Source organism: Vibrio brasiliensis LMG 20546 (assembly GCF_000189255.1).
GTDB classification, from domain to species: Bacteria; Pseudomonadota; Gammaproteobacteria; order Enterobacterales; family Vibrionaceae; genus Vibrio; species Vibrio brasiliensis.
Map to the genome: position 1 here is coordinate 1 of NZ_AEVS01000045.1, position 15,297 is coordinate 15,297.

At 46.1% G+C, this 15,297-nt stretch carries 15 protein-coding genes and 1 pseudogene; all 16 read right to left on the minus strand.

Annotated features, from left to right (window positions below; all coding sequences use genetic code 11):
* Positions 1–200, minus strand: a pseudogene (locus RH46_RS06790) (L,D-transpeptidase family protein); the annotation flags it as partial.
* Between the two features lie 102 nt (positions 201–302).
* On the minus strand, positions 303–1,382 hold the full coding sequence (locus tag RH46_RS06795) for a DUF1513 domain-containing protein (RefSeq protein ID WP_006878662.1): 1,080 nt from the start codon (positions 1,380–1,382) through the stop codon (positions 303–305).
* Positions 1,372–2,403: an imelysin family protein gene (locus RH46_RS06800; RefSeq protein ID WP_006878663.1), complete on the minus strand. Its 1,032-nt coding sequence runs from the start codon at positions 2,401–2,403 to the stop codon at positions 1,372–1,374. The genes RH46_RS06795 and RH46_RS06800 overlap by 11 nt, the downstream gene beginning before the upstream one ends.
* Positions 2,404–2,412: 9 nt before the next feature.
* Positions 2,413–3,795, minus strand: coding sequence for a di-heme oxidoreductase family protein (locus RH46_RS06805; RefSeq protein ID WP_420895498.1), 1,383 nt, complete (start codon positions 3,793–3,795; stop codon positions 2,413–2,415).
* Positions 3,796–3,929: 134 nt separating this feature from the next.
* Positions 3,930–5,192, minus strand: coding sequence for an imelysin family protein (locus tag RH46_RS06810; RefSeq protein WP_006878665.1), 1,263 nt, complete (start codon positions 5,190–5,192; stop codon positions 3,930–3,932).
* A gap of 169 nt (positions 5,193–5,361) precedes the next feature.
* A complete protein-coding gene (locus tag RH46_RS06815; protein ID WP_174263838.1) occupies positions 5,362–6,009 on the minus strand; it encodes a GTP cyclohydrolase II in 648 nt (215 codons plus the stop codon).
* Between the two features lie 171 nt (positions 6,010–6,180).
* Positions 6,181–6,348 carry a hypothetical protein gene (locus RH46_RS22325; protein ID WP_006878667.1) on the minus strand — a complete coding sequence of 56 codons (168 nt, stop codon included), beginning with the start codon at positions 6,346–6,348 and terminating at the stop codon, positions 6,181–6,183.
* 186 nt (positions 6,349–6,534) lie between these two features.
* Complete coding sequence (locus RH46_RS06825) at positions 6,535–7,494, minus strand: GGDEF domain-containing protein (protein WP_006878668.1); 960 nt, start codon at positions 7,492–7,494, stop codon at positions 6,535–6,537.
* A 106-nt stretch (positions 7,495–7,600) separates the two neighbouring features.
* A complete protein-coding gene (locus RH46_RS06830; RefSeq protein WP_006878669.1) occupies positions 7,601–8,074 on the minus strand; it encodes a DUF2947 domain-containing protein in 474 nt (157 codons plus the stop codon).
* Between the two features lie 19 nt (positions 8,075–8,093).
* Positions 8,094–8,687 (minus strand): HD domain-containing protein, encoded by a 594-nt coding sequence (locus tag RH46_RS06835; protein WP_006878670.1) that lies wholly within the window; start codon positions 8,685–8,687, stop codon positions 8,094–8,096.
* Entirely contained in the window at positions 8,684–9,262 is a 579-nt protein-coding gene (gene rimJ, locus RH46_RS06840; protein WP_006878671.1) for a ribosomal protein S5-alanine N-acetyltransferase, read from the minus strand. Before rimJ ends, RH46_RS06835 begins: the two co-directional genes overlap by 4 nt.
* Positions 9,263–10,807, minus strand: coding sequence for a transcriptional regulator TyrR (tyrR, locus tag RH46_RS06845; RefSeq protein WP_006878672.1), 1,545 nt, complete (start codon positions 10,805–10,807; stop codon positions 9,263–9,265).
* 100 nt (positions 10,808–10,907) lie between these two features.
* On the minus strand, positions 10,908–11,957 hold the full coding sequence (locus tag RH46_RS06850; protein ID WP_006878673.1) for a YcjF family protein: 1,050 nt from the start codon (positions 11,955–11,957) through the stop codon (positions 10,908–10,910).
* Positions 11,954–13,330 (minus strand): YcjX family GTP-binding protein, encoded by a 1,377-nt coding sequence (locus tag RH46_RS06855; RefSeq protein ID WP_006878674.1) that lies wholly within the window; start codon positions 13,328–13,330, stop codon positions 11,954–11,956. Before RH46_RS06855 ends, RH46_RS06850 begins: the two co-directional genes overlap by 4 nt.
* 121 nt (positions 13,331–13,451) lie before the next feature.
* The gene (locus tag RH46_RS06860; RefSeq protein ID WP_006878675.1) at positions 13,452–13,637 is read right to left on the minus strand and encodes a hypothetical protein; all 186 of its coding nucleotides are present in this window, start codon (positions 13,635–13,637) and stop codon (positions 13,452–13,454) included.
* A gap of 125 nt (positions 13,638–13,762) precedes the next feature.
* Positions 13,763–15,286, minus strand: coding sequence for a fumarate hydratase (locus RH46_RS06865; protein ID WP_006878676.1), 1,524 nt, complete (start codon positions 15,284–15,286; stop codon positions 13,763–13,765).
* Positions 15,287–15,297: the final 11 nt, after the last annotated feature.

Below are 15,297 nucleotides of genomic sequence, written 5' to 3' on the forward strand. Positions count from 1 at the left end.
TTGCTACTTTGTTGTAGATCGAACCAGATCATCTGGTTGTTATTATTACGATATATATCTTCAACTACTGCCGGATATTGCAGTAATCGGTGCAACTGACTATCACTTTCAAGCCAGCCTATCTGATTGAAATAAGGGGCAGAAATAGCCACTGAAGGTGTCAGACACAACAGTAACAACCAGTAAGTCCATCTTCTCATTGTCTCATCCCTGCCATACGTTTATTTAAAGTATGGCAGAGATGAAGCAGCTCGGTATGACTTGTTTTTAAGACTGATGTCGGTGTCTAATTTTTTACGCAACTAGTTGCCAATTTTTGCCCAGTGGTTATCCCACTGCACGCCCGATTGTGCGACCTGCTTGTTGCCGGGCTGTGATTGGCTGACGACTCCCCCACTTCCTGAGCTTACTTTAAACTGGCTTCCTTCCACCACGACACCCGACGCATCAGGAAGTGGTGCCAGTTCGACCAATTTACCACTCTGTTTTGACCAGATGCCATAACAGTTGCCTCTTGGTGAAGTCGCTAGAATCCACTCATTAGTCGCGGCAATACTGGCAATGTAGTGGTTAAAACGTGCCCACTGTTCTGGTTCCGCTGTGAGTTGTATCAAATCGCCACCAGCCTTATGCATTGCCAGTAGTGATGGGTACTCATCCGGTTCCCCGCGATACTGCTGTCCACAAAGCACGGTATCCGCTCCATCATGGGCGAGGTGTCGAATACTGAGTTTATGATCCGCCAGTCCCACTTGCTCTGTCAGTTCTCCGTTACTATTGAGATAACTTAAGCTTGGTGTCATGGAATCCAGATTGAGCGGTTGACGCCCATTGGTATGGACGCCACCTACACCGATAACCAAAGAATCATCGGGCATCACGATCACTTCGTGTGGGCCTAAACCAAATCCGGTGAACTCTGCCACTTTGTCGTAGCCCGCGACAACATCATAGACACCAATGATGCCGCGGCTCGTTCCACGTTCTCCTTCAGTGGCAAATAGCCACTGCCCATCGTTAGAGAAGACACCGTGCCCATAGTAATGACGGTTACTGTCTGCCGGTCTCAGTTTGATTGACTCCCCGGTCTGGAAATCGAACACCTGGAAATAGGTCCCTGGACGGCGGCCAAAAGCAACGGCATGCTGCAATCGCGCAGATGACGCTACACCATGTCCTCTGGCAGGAAGCGGTATCGTTCGAATGGGCATCCCGTACTGGTCAGCAACAACGGCATTAAAGCGGTCACGCCCTGAAATAGAACAACCAATCAATGCTGGCTGCATTGGAGCTTTCGTCGTAGACACACATCCAACGAGAGGATAAGCCGCACCTAACAGTGCCGCTTTTAGCAACGAGCGTCTCGTATTATCAGTCACCATCTGTTGCGTTAAATCCTATTATTACGCCAAGTTCAATCGCAACCTCTTCATGGATGAGATACTTCAGTTGTTCTAACTTGTTGTATTGAGAGTAAGCATTGCGGTAACCCTGCTTAGTTTGCAACATATCGAACAAGCTAGCGCCTTTAGGCCAGGTTTCTATCGTCATTGCAAACTGGTTAGCAATGCGGTCTGCCAAAGCCGCTTTATCCGCATCACGTAATATCGCATCCAGTCCCTTGCCTTGAGCAAAGTAGAGTTTTTCCATTGCTACAATATTGGCGTAGAGGTTTTGCATTGAGGTTTCAGAGCGCCAGGACTCTGAGAAATATGGTCGTGGTTTACCAAAATTTGCTAAAGGACGAGTCATTTTCTTCATGCTGTATTCGAGCTGATTTGACAGCAAAGCAATATACTCAGATTCCCACTGCTGCTCTGTCAGCTCAACCCAGGGGTTTTTCGCCCAGGCATCAGCAATCTTGCCCGCATTAACGGCAAGATTTTCTCCGATAGCCGTTGCGGTCTGGCAAGTTTGTGGATTGCCAGTTAAGTCCGATGCCGGGTCAAACAGTAACCACTCAACCGAGCCTAGCCCTTGCACTGTCACACTCTGCAGCGCAATAGCTTGTTGTGACCAGGCTTGTGGCTGCTTAATCAAACTGCTCATCTTACGGCCAGTAGTGTTCTTCTTATCTGGCCAGAATTGTACGTTCCAACTTTGGGCTAATGCCGCTTCGGGACCACGCTCCTGACCTTGCAACGCCATCCAGCTAAGCATGGTTTGATTCCATTGAGATTTAACCGCATCAAGGTTTGATGTCGACTGGCAATAATTCTCGATAACCGTGGTCAGATTGTCGGCTTGCGTTTTGAAAGCCTGAGCTGACATAAACTCAACTTGATAAACGCCCTGACTGAAATGTCTGGTCTGTTCTGGTTTGGCAACATCGTTACCCGTACTCTGACAACCGAGTAAGGAGATAGCCATTGCTGATGCTAAAACAAGCTTGTTGTAGTTCATGAATAAATCCTATAGCGAGTTAAGAAATGCAATCAGTGCATCACGTTCTTTCTGGTTGAACTTCAATACCTTCTGCTTTGCCATCTCCGCTTCTCCACCATGCCATAACACCGCTTCCATTAAGTTACGCGCGCGTCCATCGTGAAGGAAGTAAGTATGACCATTGACCTCTTCGGTATAACCTATACCCCATAGAGGCTGCGTTCGCCACTCTTGTCCGTTAGCCAGATATTCTGGACGATTGTCAGCCAGACCCGGTCCCATGTCGTGTAGCAGCATATCTGTGTATGGGTGAATGGTTTGATTCGAGAGTGCTGGAAGGTCTTCACGAACGGCCGTTTTGACATTAGTTTTGTGACAGCTTTCGCACCCTGCTTTAGCAAACAGTTGCTGACCTAATTTTACTTCTGGCAGATCCACATTACGGCGCACCGGAACAGCTAAATGCTGAGAATAGAATTCAACAAAATTGAGAATATTGTCACTGACTTCTGGCGAACCACCATTTGGCAGATCACGACAAATGGTTTGCTTCGAAGTACAGTTTTCATTCGGAAACAGATTACTTGTCAGACCTACGTCACCATTGAAAGCTGCGGCATTTTGCTGCATTAAATTTGGTTGCCCGGCTTTCCAGCCAAATCGGCCGATTGCAAAATCATTGCTACGCACATCCCAAACCAGATTGATCTTACCCGAAATACCGTCGCCGTTTTTATCCTGTTCGTCGGCCCATGCTTTAAGTGTCTGGTCTGGAATGCTTTCAAGCAGGCCAAGTCCTATCATAGGTGGAGCCACACGCGCAGACATCTGTGTTTGCGGGTGCATTTCACCGTAACCGAGCTGAGTAATGGACAAGTTCGGTTTACGCAGCGATACCTGAGTTCCATCAGCGAATGTCACCGGAATCTCATGATAGGTAATTTCAATTTTACCCTCAGCAACCTGATCTTGAAGGGCAAAGTCTTGTAGCTGACCGCCGTATGTCGGCTCTGGAATGACGCCATCTTTGATGTAGGCTTTTTTCTGTTCAGGAGTCATCGCCGGAATGCTCAAACGAACTAGCATGGATACAGCATGTAAATCGTCTGCTTCTGGTGGGTGACCACGGCCATCTTTAATATGACAGTTCTGGCAGCCGTTGGTATTAAACAGTGGTCCAAGTCCATCACGCGCATCGGTTGACGCAGGCGCTTGCACCCAAGGGTTACGGAAAAAACTGTTACCTACACTGAAATCCAAACGTTTTGACATAGGTAAGTTACCCGCAGGAAGCGAGAACGCATTTGGTCCTTCTTTATTGACGGACGTTCCTCCTCCGGACGTTACATCATAGGCAAAGGTTGGGCTGGAGGTGCTCAGCATTAATACACTGGCTAGGACAGTTTTCATGTACAACTTCATTCTAACGGCTCTCGTAACGGGCAATATCCGTACATTTTAAATGGGAATAATTCTCAAAAAGACAACTACTAAAAAACGGCAAAAGGGCTCTAATGAGCCCTTTGGTTTTATTTAGCCAGAGATTAAAACTCGTGGTCTGCGGTATCTGGGTTCAGACTAGTGATACCAACAATTTTCGCTGCACGTTCAATCTGAGCAGTTTGAGCAACAAGTGACATGATAGTGTCGTTAACCAGCGCGTTACCCTGAGTGTTACCTGCAGCAATCAGCTGATCGAAGAACTGGTTGTTCTTCTCTGCTGAAGTCACAAGCTGACCAACTTGAGAACGAGTTACGTCGAACTGTTTCTGAATTTCTTTCGCTGCCTGCTTGTCTTTCTGTGCTACAAGATCATTGATGCTTGGGCCAGAAAGTAGCGAGCCATCTTCACGCTTGTACAGGCCAGTGTAGACGTTGTAAATACCTTGCTCGTTGTAGTAGTGAGAGTTGTGCGTGTTGTCTGAGAAACAGTCGTGCTCATCTTCAGTTGAATTTGCTTCAAGAGCAACTTTCATACGCTCACCAGCAAGCTCGCCCAAAGATAGTGAACCCATACCGAATAGCATTTTACGCAGGCCGTTATCCGCAGAGTCGTTTAGTAGTTCTTCACGGTAGTTACCTTTTACGTCAGCAGACCACTGCTTTTCCATCCATTCCAGATCTTGAACCAGTAGCTCAGCGGCAGCTTTAAGGAAGTCACCACGACGGTCACAGTTCCCATTAGTACACGCTTCACCGACAACAAAGTCAGTGTATGCACGAGCACCTGCACCAGCGTTAGTGCCGTTTAGGTCTTGACCCCACAGTAGGAATTCGATCGCATGGTAGCCAGAAGCTACGTTCGCTTCAGAGCCGCCAACTTCGTTTAGATCCGCAATAAGCTCAGGAGTGATCTTTGCAACATCTAGCGTTGATGCGCCAATAGTTAGCTTTGTGTTTGCAACGATGTTTGCATTTGCACCTTCGTTACCCAGTTCATATTGATAATCTGACGAAACGTAGTCGATAAGACCTTCATCTAGTGGCCAGGCATTTAGCTGACCTTCCCAATCGTCAACAATCGCGTTACCAAAACGGAATACTTCAGACTGTTGGTAAGGTACGCGAGAAGCAAGCCAAACTTGTTTCACTTGCTGGAATTTGTCGGCAGTTGGGTTAGCCAGGAAAGACTCGATTGACTGGTCAAGTGCTTTAGCTGTTGTAAGAGAATCCGCAAATACAGCGTGAGCTACGTCTGCGTAGTGCTCAACAACTTGTTCTTTGGTTACGTTCGCAGCGAATACTGAGCCACTTGCAAGCAGTAGCGATGCCGCTACAGACTGAGCTAATAGAGATTTTACATTCATTTGAAAAGCATCCTTGTTGAGCTTAATAATTATTCTTCATTGGTAGTGCTAATTATTCTCATTTGCACTATTAGATGCGAATAATACAAAGTTACAATTTATTTGCAAGCCTCAAACAAAAAAAGCCTCACGAAAGTGAGGCTTTTATCAACATAAATGAATCAAAGGATTACAGATCGAGATTATGCTTCCCGTGTGACCTTTTCGCTTTCAGGTACCCTTCATTACCTTCTTTCACATGGGCAGAGGTATTGACAACCTGTTCGATCTCAATGCCATAACTTTTAAGATCATTAACTTTTTTAGGGTTGTTGGTTACTAGGCGAATTTTCTTAATACCCAAGGCTTCAAGCATCTGAGCTGCTTCTGTAAAGTCACGCAGATCATCGCCAAAACCAAGATGATTGTTGGCTTCGTAGGTGTTCATCCCTTCACTTTGCAATTTATAGGCGTCAATCTTGTTATATAGACCAATTCCTCGCCCTTCTTGTCTAAGATAGAGGATAATTCCGCCTGATTCACCCATACGATTAATCGTCTCATCAAGCTGCTCACCACAGTCACAGCGTGATGAATGGAATACATCACCTGTCAGACACTCTGAATGCATGCGTACCAGTGGCGATTGTTGGGTTTGATCAGCATGCTTGAAGATCACCGCAACATGCTCTTTTTCGGTTTTCAATCCATGGAAAGAAAGAAGTTCTGCATCGATACTGCTGTTAGCACCGACTTTGAAGTCGACTCTGGCTCTTACTTCCGCCATATTTTTACTCACTTGGGTTTCAATATATTCTAATTCTGTCGCTGCATTCATCTTAAATGCTCCGCTTGAAGGTAACTATGGGGACTCTTACTTGATAATTCAATGATTAGATCACAATTGTTATAATATAACAATTTATGTTGAAGGCAATAAAAAACCTCGACGACCGAAAATCGCGAGGTTACTTATATTCAATGGTATGACTACAATGACAAAGCCGGTTTAGTCTTGCTGATTTTTCCACACAGACAGTTCAATCCAACAAGCTTCTAACTCTCTTAGTTCTTCATCGGTGAGAAGAGATAACGTTGGCTTGGATTGTGGTAGCGCATAAGCTTGAATTGCGCTTATGTGAGCATAAAAATCTTCACGTAATTTAGATATGTTCATGGTCACTGCTTTTCCCTAAGACTATGTGGTTTGTAGAAACTACTCATTGAATTAATTTGTCTAAAAAATGATACCAAATTACCAAATCCACGCAAAATATAGGTTAATTATTGGGACATTAATCACATTAAAATATTGATCTAACTCTTTACTTTTCCGAGACTTATTGGATCCAAAAAAGATCCTTTAGAACAGCTCAACATCATCATCGGGGTTACTGTTTCGATTAGCATAATCCCCTTCATAACAGCATATCTGATTACGTCCGTTCTCTTTAGCGTTATATAGAGCACTGTCGGCATGATCCAGTATGGTCGGCAGATATTCATTCCGGGTAATACCACACACGCCACAGCTAAAGGTCAAGTTCGCTACCTGAGGGAAGCGAAATGACTCAATGTGACGACGGAAACTATCCAGACGGTTATAGCAAGCCTGCTTGTCTTGTTGAGGCAATAAGACGACAAACTCTTCTCCACCAAAGCGGAACAACTGCTCCTGGTCGGTAAAGAAGTTCTGCATCTGCTGAGCAAATAGCAATAACACTTCATCACCGATCATGTGTCCATAGGTATCGTTGATCGCTTTAAAGTGGTCCAGATCAATGATCGCAACCCAGGCATTGATCTCATCTTGAGGCCGATGCACGACTTCGAAACAGTAGCTCAAACGTTCTTCAAGAGTTTTTCGATTCAGAAGCCCAGTCAGCTTGTCTCGTTCGCTCTCGTGCAAAATGATCAGGTAATTGCGATATATTTTTGCCAGGCCATGGATTAAAAGATCATATTTGTCGGGTCGACGCGAAAGCGTAACAACTAATTCCGCCGAACTATCGTCACAAATAGGTATCGGGTAAGTACAGATGTATTCTCTGGGGCCAACTTGTTGACTGGTAACAGTAGCAGTTTGGTGATCATGACTTTCGAATTCTTTGACAGGTAAGTCATATACCCATTCATATTCATCATTTTGAGCATCTTTCGATACTTTAGCCACGACCATCGAGGTAGTGCTGATATAGTGAGTCAGCTCGACGGACTTAATCGGCATCATTTCAACTAAAGTAGCAACAAGACAATGACCAAGTGACACTGAGTTACGCTGTCCCGTGATTTCAACAATCGAACGTATAATCTTATCTTCCATCGTCAGGCCCTAACTCCCGTACTCCCATCTAGGTTTGAGTATAGACCTGATAAATCACAATGTGATACTTGTTGCACAAAAAAGAGCAGCCATTGGCTGCTCCTCGTTATTTCCTCAACCCCATCTTAACGGAGCCATTTGTATCAAACCAAAGCGCTTCGCCGCGACGGCGACCAATCAGAATCGGTCCATCATCGTAGAACAGGAAGTTCTTCCAATGTTTTTTGAAGACTGACCATTTGGTTTCGATCACGTTGTACTTCTCGTAGCAAAAGTAGACGGTGACATCATCTTGCCAGTCGATAAACTGAGCGACTTCCTCAGGCAGAGACTCATCATCCGATTCCCATGCCGCCATCCAGTCAACAGACTCTTTCCAGTTTGACTCTTTCATTGGCCAATCGCCAGAGCTCAAACGTTCTGCATCCGGGCTTTGCGCACTGATGTTCTCTTTCCACAACTGCGAAGCACGTGCTTGCGTCATAGGTTTAATCGCGTCTAAGTCAGCCTGTGGAACTGGCATAGATTGATGAGTAAAAATCCATTTTCTTTGGTATTCGTCCAAAGGTAGGTATGACATTAAAATTCCTCTTAAAGCATTACGCTTTTAGCCAGCCATTATCGGTCGCATCATTAATGATCTGCTGCGCTTTATCCCATAAAGCTTGAGAGCCGTACTGTATTTTGTGATTAACCGTCAGAGCTTGCTCACGACTGACGCCATGTTCCTGCCAGCTCTGGCCCTGATTGTGGTAATTCAAAAGCATAGGAATGATTCTATCCAGTGCTTTGGCAAACTTAGCATCTGCGGTAGACGCGGCTTCGAACTCTAACCAAAGCTCTAACAGCGGTTGACCTTGATCGTCTGGCAACATACCAAATAGACGTTGCGCCGCTTGCAACTCTTTTTGTTCCTGCTCGGCTGAAGCCGCCACATCATAAACAAAGGTATCACCGGCATCAATTTCAACCACATCATGCAGTAGCAACATTTTCACTACCCGAGCAATATCGACAGGTTCATTGGCATGTTCTTCCATCAGAATAGCCATCAACGCGACGTGCCAGCTATGCTCAGCACTATTTTCGAGCCTTGCATCAGCACTCTTGACTCGGGTACGTCTTAATACGGATTTGAGCTGGTCTAGCTCCATAAGCAGAGCTAATTGCTGTTCTAATCTTGCTGAACTCATGCGGGTTTCCAGTTAGGGTTAACTAATGAAGTCAAATTATGATCTTCCCATTTGCCATTGATCAGGAGGTAATCTTTAGCAAAACCTTCTTTTTCAAAACCGACTCTTTGCAATACCGCCTCGCTGCGAGCATTACGTGGCATGTAACTGGCCATAATTCGGTGCATGTTCTGGATAGTAAACATGTAGTTAACCGCCAGCTTCAGTCCCCGAGTCATCGCCCCTCGCCCCTGAGCAGTCTGGGCTAACGAGTAGCCCACATTACAGGCATGAAATGGGAATCGGGATAAATTACTAAACGAAATAGTACCAAGCATTTCATTACTCGTAGCATCAAGCACCAATAAGTAGTAACCCAGCCCCATCTTATGCAGCTCTGAAAGTTTGATCAGACGCTGAGTCCAGCCTGACTCGGTGAAGAACGCTTCGTCGCGCTTAGGTTCCCAAGCCTTTAGATGTTCTCTGTTGGCAATGAAATAATCGGATATCAGCTTTCCATCAGTCGGTTCCGCAGTCCGAACGACAATATCCTCATCCAACTCGTAAACCTGAGTTGGTGTACTCAATCTTTCCATCTAGCTCTTTCTTATTCCGTATTCACGCAGTTTGTTTGCCACTGAAGTATGAGAAACGTTAAGGCGTTTAGCCAGCTTCCGGCTTGACGGGAATGAGTGATAAAGACGTTCAAGTACCTGAGATTCATACTCTTTCATGATCTCGTCCAAAGAACCATCAAGACTCAGAGTCGGTCCGTTTGAGGCTGGGGTTTCTAGTTGTGGAAGATGGAACAAGTCTGCAGTTAAGCAATCTGTTTCCAACTCAGTCAGCGCACGTAACACCATGTTCTCCAACTGACGCATATTACCTGGCCATTGATAGGTCACTAACTGATCTGCGAGCGACTCATCAATGGTCGGTTTAGCTATACCAAGTTGCTTAACATATTTAGCCACAAACAGCTCAAGCAAAGGCGTAATATCGTTTGAGCGCTCTCTCAATGGCGGAATAAGCAAGGTAAGGACATTAAGTCGGTAGAACAGATCTTCACGGAACGATCCTGATTCAGCTAAATCGGCCAGCTGGTGTCTGGTCGAAGCGATAACTCGAACATCAACATGAATTTCATCTTCTTCACCTACACGACGGAATGTACCGTCCTGCAGCAGACGTAACAGCTTGATCTGAAGGTGTGGGCTCATTTCACCGATTTCATCAAGGAAAACGGTACCACCATTTGCCTGCTCAAAGATGCCTTTGTGGCCCTGTTCATGGTTGAAAGAACCTGGCGCATGACCAAATAGTTCGGTCTCTGCAACATCGTCTGGCATCGAGGCACAACTTAACACTAAAAATGGGTTAGCAGCGCGATGAGAACGATTATGACAAGCGCGAGCTAACATCTCTTTACCTGTCCCTGTTTCACCTTGGATTAACAAAGGTTGGTCAAGCATAGATAGCTTTTTAGCCTGACTAATCAATGCCTTATGTCGGTTTGATACCCCAACAAAATGTTCAAAGCCTAGATTGTTATGCAGTGGCAATGAGTCATCAAATATTGCTTTTTCTTGTACAGAACGGATGATCATCACCGTACTCGCCAATACAGACTCATTCGACTCGTCAGTGATATAAACTGGCATGATTTCCATCATGTAGTCTAAACCGCCGATGACGATATCTTCTCTTTGACGGGTGATCTTGCCTTCTGCCCACTTAGCAAAGTTGAAACTAGGCAATAGCGAGGTAATTTGGTGACCAATCATATCGCCTTCATCACGACCAAACAGGGTTAGTGCTGCATGGTTGGCCATATCAACATGGCCTTTCAGATCGATGGCTAATACGGGTTCAGGGAGATTATTTAGTAGCGAAATCAGTTCGTTGTTATGACGTTCAATCGGCATAAACTGGATTTTTCGAACGTCATTTACACCCGAAATACGACGAATTTCGGCCATGAGCTCGCTAAAGGTATCAAAGTCGATATCAGGGCAGTTTAGGTAAATAATACCAGTCACATCGATTTCGATACCTCGAAGATCAATGTTTTTGGAAGCAAGAATATCGAGCAATTCACGAGTCAGACCAAGTCTGTCTTCACAGAAAACTTCTAGACGCACGGATGAGTTCCTAACTTAGGTGTCACGAAAAGTTGACAGTAGTTTCCCCTAAGCCTAGATCCTCGTCAAGCAAACTGATATTACCTGCTTCACATTCGCACTATTTGATCGTTATAGCGGCGACTTTTTCGACGATTTGTTTACGAATTGCACCGAGCCTGACGCGACGCTCCTGATTCCAGGGCAAAGGTCTTAATAGTGCCATCGCTTTCAGACCAAGCCGAGCGGTAAGAATCCCTACCCCGAGCCCTTGACCAGCGCGGGCAGACACTCGTCCCGCCAGGTCCATCGACATCAGGTCCATGCTCGCATCGACCGCAAGTTCACTTGCCCCTGCCGCAGCCATATTGACTAACGTTGCTTTGAACAGTTGCAGTCTTGACCAGTAGCCCAGTTCAACCCCATAGACATCAGCAAGATTGTCGATCATTTTGAAGTTGCGCCACGCGACTAATAGCATGTCTGCTACAGCTAATGGACTGATTGCCACCAAAGCCGCAGACTCTGTTGCATGTTGAGAGACTATCCTGGTCGCAACTTTGTCTTGCTCAGCCACGACCATAGCATCATACATTTCCAGTACTTCGCCATCGCTGTGCGAAGCGTTTATGCTGTTTATCCAACGATCATAGCTTGGTGACTCGGTTTTGATGCCGGATTGTTTCGCCAGTGACTGACAGAAACCTTTAGCCTGCCCAACACTATCTTGTGCTAGCAGCGCTTCGCTCTGTTCCTGAACACTAAAGTGATTACGTAGCTTACGTAATTTAAACAACTCTTTACCAATCGCGCCGATACCCAGCATTGATATCGTTGTAACAAAACCTGCCCAACCCAAGGCTAGCCAATCAGCGCTTTGAATTGCGGTAATGACACTATCGACGGCCTGCCAACCGACTAGTCCTGCAAACGTCCCCAACAAGCCAGTGGCGAGCCATTTTGTGCCACTCTTGGGTCTGATCACACGCTCCAGGTTCTGTTCAACTGAGTCATCCTGGTTCTCCGGCTCAATTTCAGCAGGAACAAAGGTCTCCTGCTGTTCGAACTGCATCTGGGCGGTAAGCTCAGGTTGAGGGTGGGACTGCTCTCCTTCAAATGACTCATTGAAGACCTGTTTTTGCTTTAGCTGGGTTTTATCTGACGTGCTCATCTCAGCTTATCTCCAATTAAATACTCCAGTGCTTTGTCCATACGGATATGCGGTAGTGGCTCGTCCATTATCCCCTCTTTGGGTCGGAACGAAGTGAACTCGAAGCCTTGACTCTGCCAGTAATCAGCAGCTGGCAACTTCTTAGGTACCTCACCCGGGAAGACGGTCATAGGATCTCCATCGAGAGTTGTGCCTCTTATCGCCGGGCAAGCCTGATCCCCCTGACCGATATAGCCAGTCTCAGTCGCCTGAATGGATGCCATGGTCATACAGTTCATCTCTATGTTTTCGTATGACGCAGTCTGCCAGGCAGGATGCACCATCTGCTGGAGCAGCGATACTAAATGAGGATGTTGCTCAGGGGTCACATGATCAGCCTTGGTCGCTGCGAATAACACCTTGTCGATGCGTGGTGCAAATAAGCGCTTAACAATACTGCTGCGACCATAACGGAAGCTATTCATGATCTGCTCCAGAGCATGACGCATATCATGGAACGACTCATGACCCGCATTGAGAGGCTGTAGACAGTCCACCAGCACAATTTGGCGATCAAAGGTCGAAAAATGGTGCTTGTAGAAGGCTTTAACCACTTTCTGTTGATACTCTTGGTAACGCGCTTTGAGCATCGCCAGATTAGAGCCTTTGACGACCTTGGTGCTTTCATCAAACTTGCATGGGAAAAACTGCAAGACCGGAGCACCTTCGAGTTCACCCGGTAATACGAAGCGGCCAGGCTGAACCCAGTGCAGACCTTTATCCTTACACGCGTAAAGAAAGTCGGTGTAGGTAGCTGAAATCTCAGCCAACGCTTTTTCATCTAAAGGGGCTGAAAGATCAAAACCGTCCAACTGCTTTAGCCACGCTTGAGCAAGCTCTTTACGCTGGCCTTGAAGCGCAGCAAACTGACTTTGCGACCATTGATAGAAATCCATATCAAGTAACGGCAAATCGAGTAACCACTCACCCGGATAATCGATAATATCAACGTGCAGCCTGGCTGTACTGCCAAATAGCTTCTTGGTTTTTTTGGTTGGCTTGTATTTGATGGCTAAGCGAATTTCGCTGACATCGCGTGTCGGCTCGGGCCATTGTGGTGGCGTAGCGTAAACATGCTCCATCGCTTCATCATAGCCAAAACGTGGCACCAGCATATTGGTTTGCGGTTCACGCTTAGCTCCCACCAGACGCTTGTCGCGTGCAGCCGCGAGCAGCGGGAGGTTATCATGAGTGGATGTATGAAGAAGCTGATTCACTAGCGAACTGATAAACGCCGTTTTACCGGCTCTGGATAAACCAGTGACCGCAATACGGACATGGGAGTCGACTGTTCTGCTCAGTAAATCGTTCACTTCTTGAGTAATTTGCTTCATTCACTATCTCTTTTATTCAGGCTTATCGCTAGCTTACTGATTGTAACCTTAATCCTAGATGAACAAAAAAGCCTCTGATAAAAATCAGAGGCTTAAACTTGTAACAGAACCACCACAGGCTCTAATCGTCTTCAATCAACTTGTAGATAACAAACAGGGCGATTTCCAGTAATACGAACAATGCACAAGTGATAGTGACATATTTTTCATCGAAGATACTGATGCCGTGAAGAATAAGGTCGTATCCGACAAAAGCACCGACAACCACTGCGATGATTATCTGGAGGATTTGAATAAAGCGAGGCATGTGCTCTCCTGACGTATTGATAGCAATAAATTAGAGTATATAGACAAAAGGTGCAGCTTTTGCTCCACCTTTGTCAAATATCTGCCAATTAAATCTGTGGCTTATCACAAACTTAAGACAGGTAATTAGGATTGAGATTCCATTTCCTGAATCTTAACTTTCCACGTGTCAGGACCGATTTGGTGAGCGTTAGCACCGTTTGAGTCAACCGCCACTGTTACTGGCATATCTTCAACTTCAAACTCGTAGATCGCTTCCATACCTAAGTCTTCAAAAGCAACAACACGCGCTTTCTTAATCGCTTTAGCAACCAGATAAGCCGCACCACCAACTGCCATCAAGTAAACCGCCTTGTGCTTCTTGATTGACTCAACCGTAGCTGGGCCACGTTCTGCTTTACCGATCATACCCATGATGCCAGTCTCGTCCAACATCATGTCGGTGAACTTATCCATACGGGTAGAAGTCGTTGGGCCAGCTGGACCTACCGCTTCGTCGCCTACCGCATCTACAGGACCAACGTAGTAGATAAACTTGCCTTTAAAGTCGACACCAGCAGGTAAACCTTCGCCATTTTCAAGCATGGTCTGAATGCGTTTATGAGCCGCATCACGACCAGTAAGAATCTTGCCTGAAAGCAGAACCGTTTCGCCAGTCTTCCACTGCTCAACGTCAGCCTGAGTCACTTCATCAAGGTTAACACGGCGAGTATTTGCTCCTGCTTCCCAAGTGATATCCGGCCACTCTTCCAGTTTAGGTGGTGTGAGATCCGCAGGACCTGTTCCATCTAGTGTGAAGTGTACGTGACGAGTCGCAGCACAGTTAGGGATCAAACAAACAGGCTTAGAAGCTGCGTGCGTTGGTGCCGTTTTGATTTTCACATCAACAACCGTAGTCAGGCCACCAAGGCCCTGAGCGCCAATACCCAATTTGTTTACGCGATTAAAGATATCAAGACGAAGTTCTTCTTCCGCGTTTTCCGGACCACGATCAATCAGCTCTTGAATATCGATGTGTTCCATCAGTGATTCTTTGGCTAGAACTGCTGCTTTTTCAGCGGTACCACCAATACCTATGCCCAGCATGCCTGGTGGACACCAACCCGCCCCCATTGTAGGTAGCGTTTTTTCAACCCATTCTGCAACGTCATCAGATGGGTTAAGCATAACCATCTTAGTTTTGTTCTCACTACCGCCGCCTTTAGCCGCGATTTGAATCTCAACCTTGTCACCTGGCACCATGTTGATGTGAACCACCGCTGGCGTGTTGTCTTTGGTATTAATACGCTTGCCCGCCGGGTCCATCAGAACCGATGCACGTAGAGGGTTGTCCGGATTGGTGTATGCCTGGCGAACACCTTCATCGACCATCTGCTGAACAGTCAAGTCAGTTGAATCCCATTGAACGGCCATACCAACATTGACGAAACACGTCACGATACCAGTATCCTGACAGATCGGGCGGTGACCTTCAGCAGACATTCGAGAGTTAATCAGAATTTGAGCAATGGCATCTTTTGCTGCCTGGCTCTCTTCACGTTGATAGGCTTTTTCTAGGGCTTGGACAAAGTCTAATGGGTGGTAATAAGAAATGTACTGGAGCGCATCAGCAACACTGCTGATCACATCCTGTTGACGAATTACGGTCATTGCATGCCTCG

Excerpts from the sequence above, each read along its gene's own strand:
- rimJ (WP_006878671.1), bottom strand. The coding sequence starts at position 9,262 with ATGGAAAGATTGAGTACACCAACTCAGGTTTACGAGTTGGATGAGGAT.
- RH46_RS06850 (WP_006878673.1), bottom strand. The coding sequence starts at position 11,957 with ATGAGCACGTCAGATAAAACCCAGCTAAAGCAAAAACAGGTCTTCAAT.
- RH46_RS06865 (WP_006878676.1), bottom strand. The coding sequence starts at position 15,286 with ATGACCGTAATTCGTCAACAGGATGTGATCAGCAGTGTTGCTGATGCG.
- RH46_RS06795 (WP_006878662.1), bottom strand. The coding sequence starts at position 1,382 with ATGGTGACTGATAATACGAGACGCTCGTTGCTAAAAGCGGCACTGTTA.
- RH46_RS06810 (WP_006878665.1), bottom strand. The coding sequence starts at position 5,192 with ATGAATGTAAAATCTCTATTAGCTCAGTCTGTAGCGGCATCGCTACTG.
- RH46_RS06805 (WP_420895498.1), bottom strand. The coding sequence starts at position 3,795 with ATGAAAACTGTCCTAGCCAGTGTATTAATGCTGAGCACCTCCAGCCCA.
- RH46_RS06835 (WP_006878670.1), bottom strand. The coding sequence starts at position 8,687 with ATGAGTTCAGCAAGATTAGAACAGCAATTAGCTCTGCTTATGGAGCTA.
- RH46_RS22325 (WP_006878667.1), bottom strand. The coding sequence starts at position 6,348 with ATGAACATATCTAAATTACGTGAAGATTTTTATGCTCACATAAGCGCA.
- RH46_RS06830 (WP_006878669.1), bottom strand. The coding sequence starts at position 8,074 with ATGTCATACCTACCTTTGGACGAATACCAAAGAAAATGGATTTTTACT.
- RH46_RS06800 (WP_006878663.1), bottom strand. The coding sequence starts at position 2,403 with ATGAACTACAACAAGCTTGTTTTAGCATCAGCAATGGCTATCTCCTTA.
- RH46_RS06860 (WP_006878675.1), bottom strand. The coding sequence starts at position 13,637 with ATGCCTCGCTTTATTCAAATCCTCCAGATAATCATCGCAGTGGTTGTC.
- RH46_RS06855 (WP_006878674.1), bottom strand. The coding sequence starts at position 13,330 with ATGAAGCAAATTACTCAAGAAGTGAACGATTTACTGAGCAGAACAGTC.
- RH46_RS06825 (WP_006878668.1), bottom strand. The coding sequence starts at position 7,494 with ATGGAAGATAAGATTATACGTTCGATTGTTGAAATCACGGGACAGCGT.
- RH46_RS06815 (WP_174263838.1), bottom strand. The coding sequence starts at position 6,009 with ATGAATGCAGCGACAGAATTAGAATATATTGAAACCCAAGTGAGTAAA.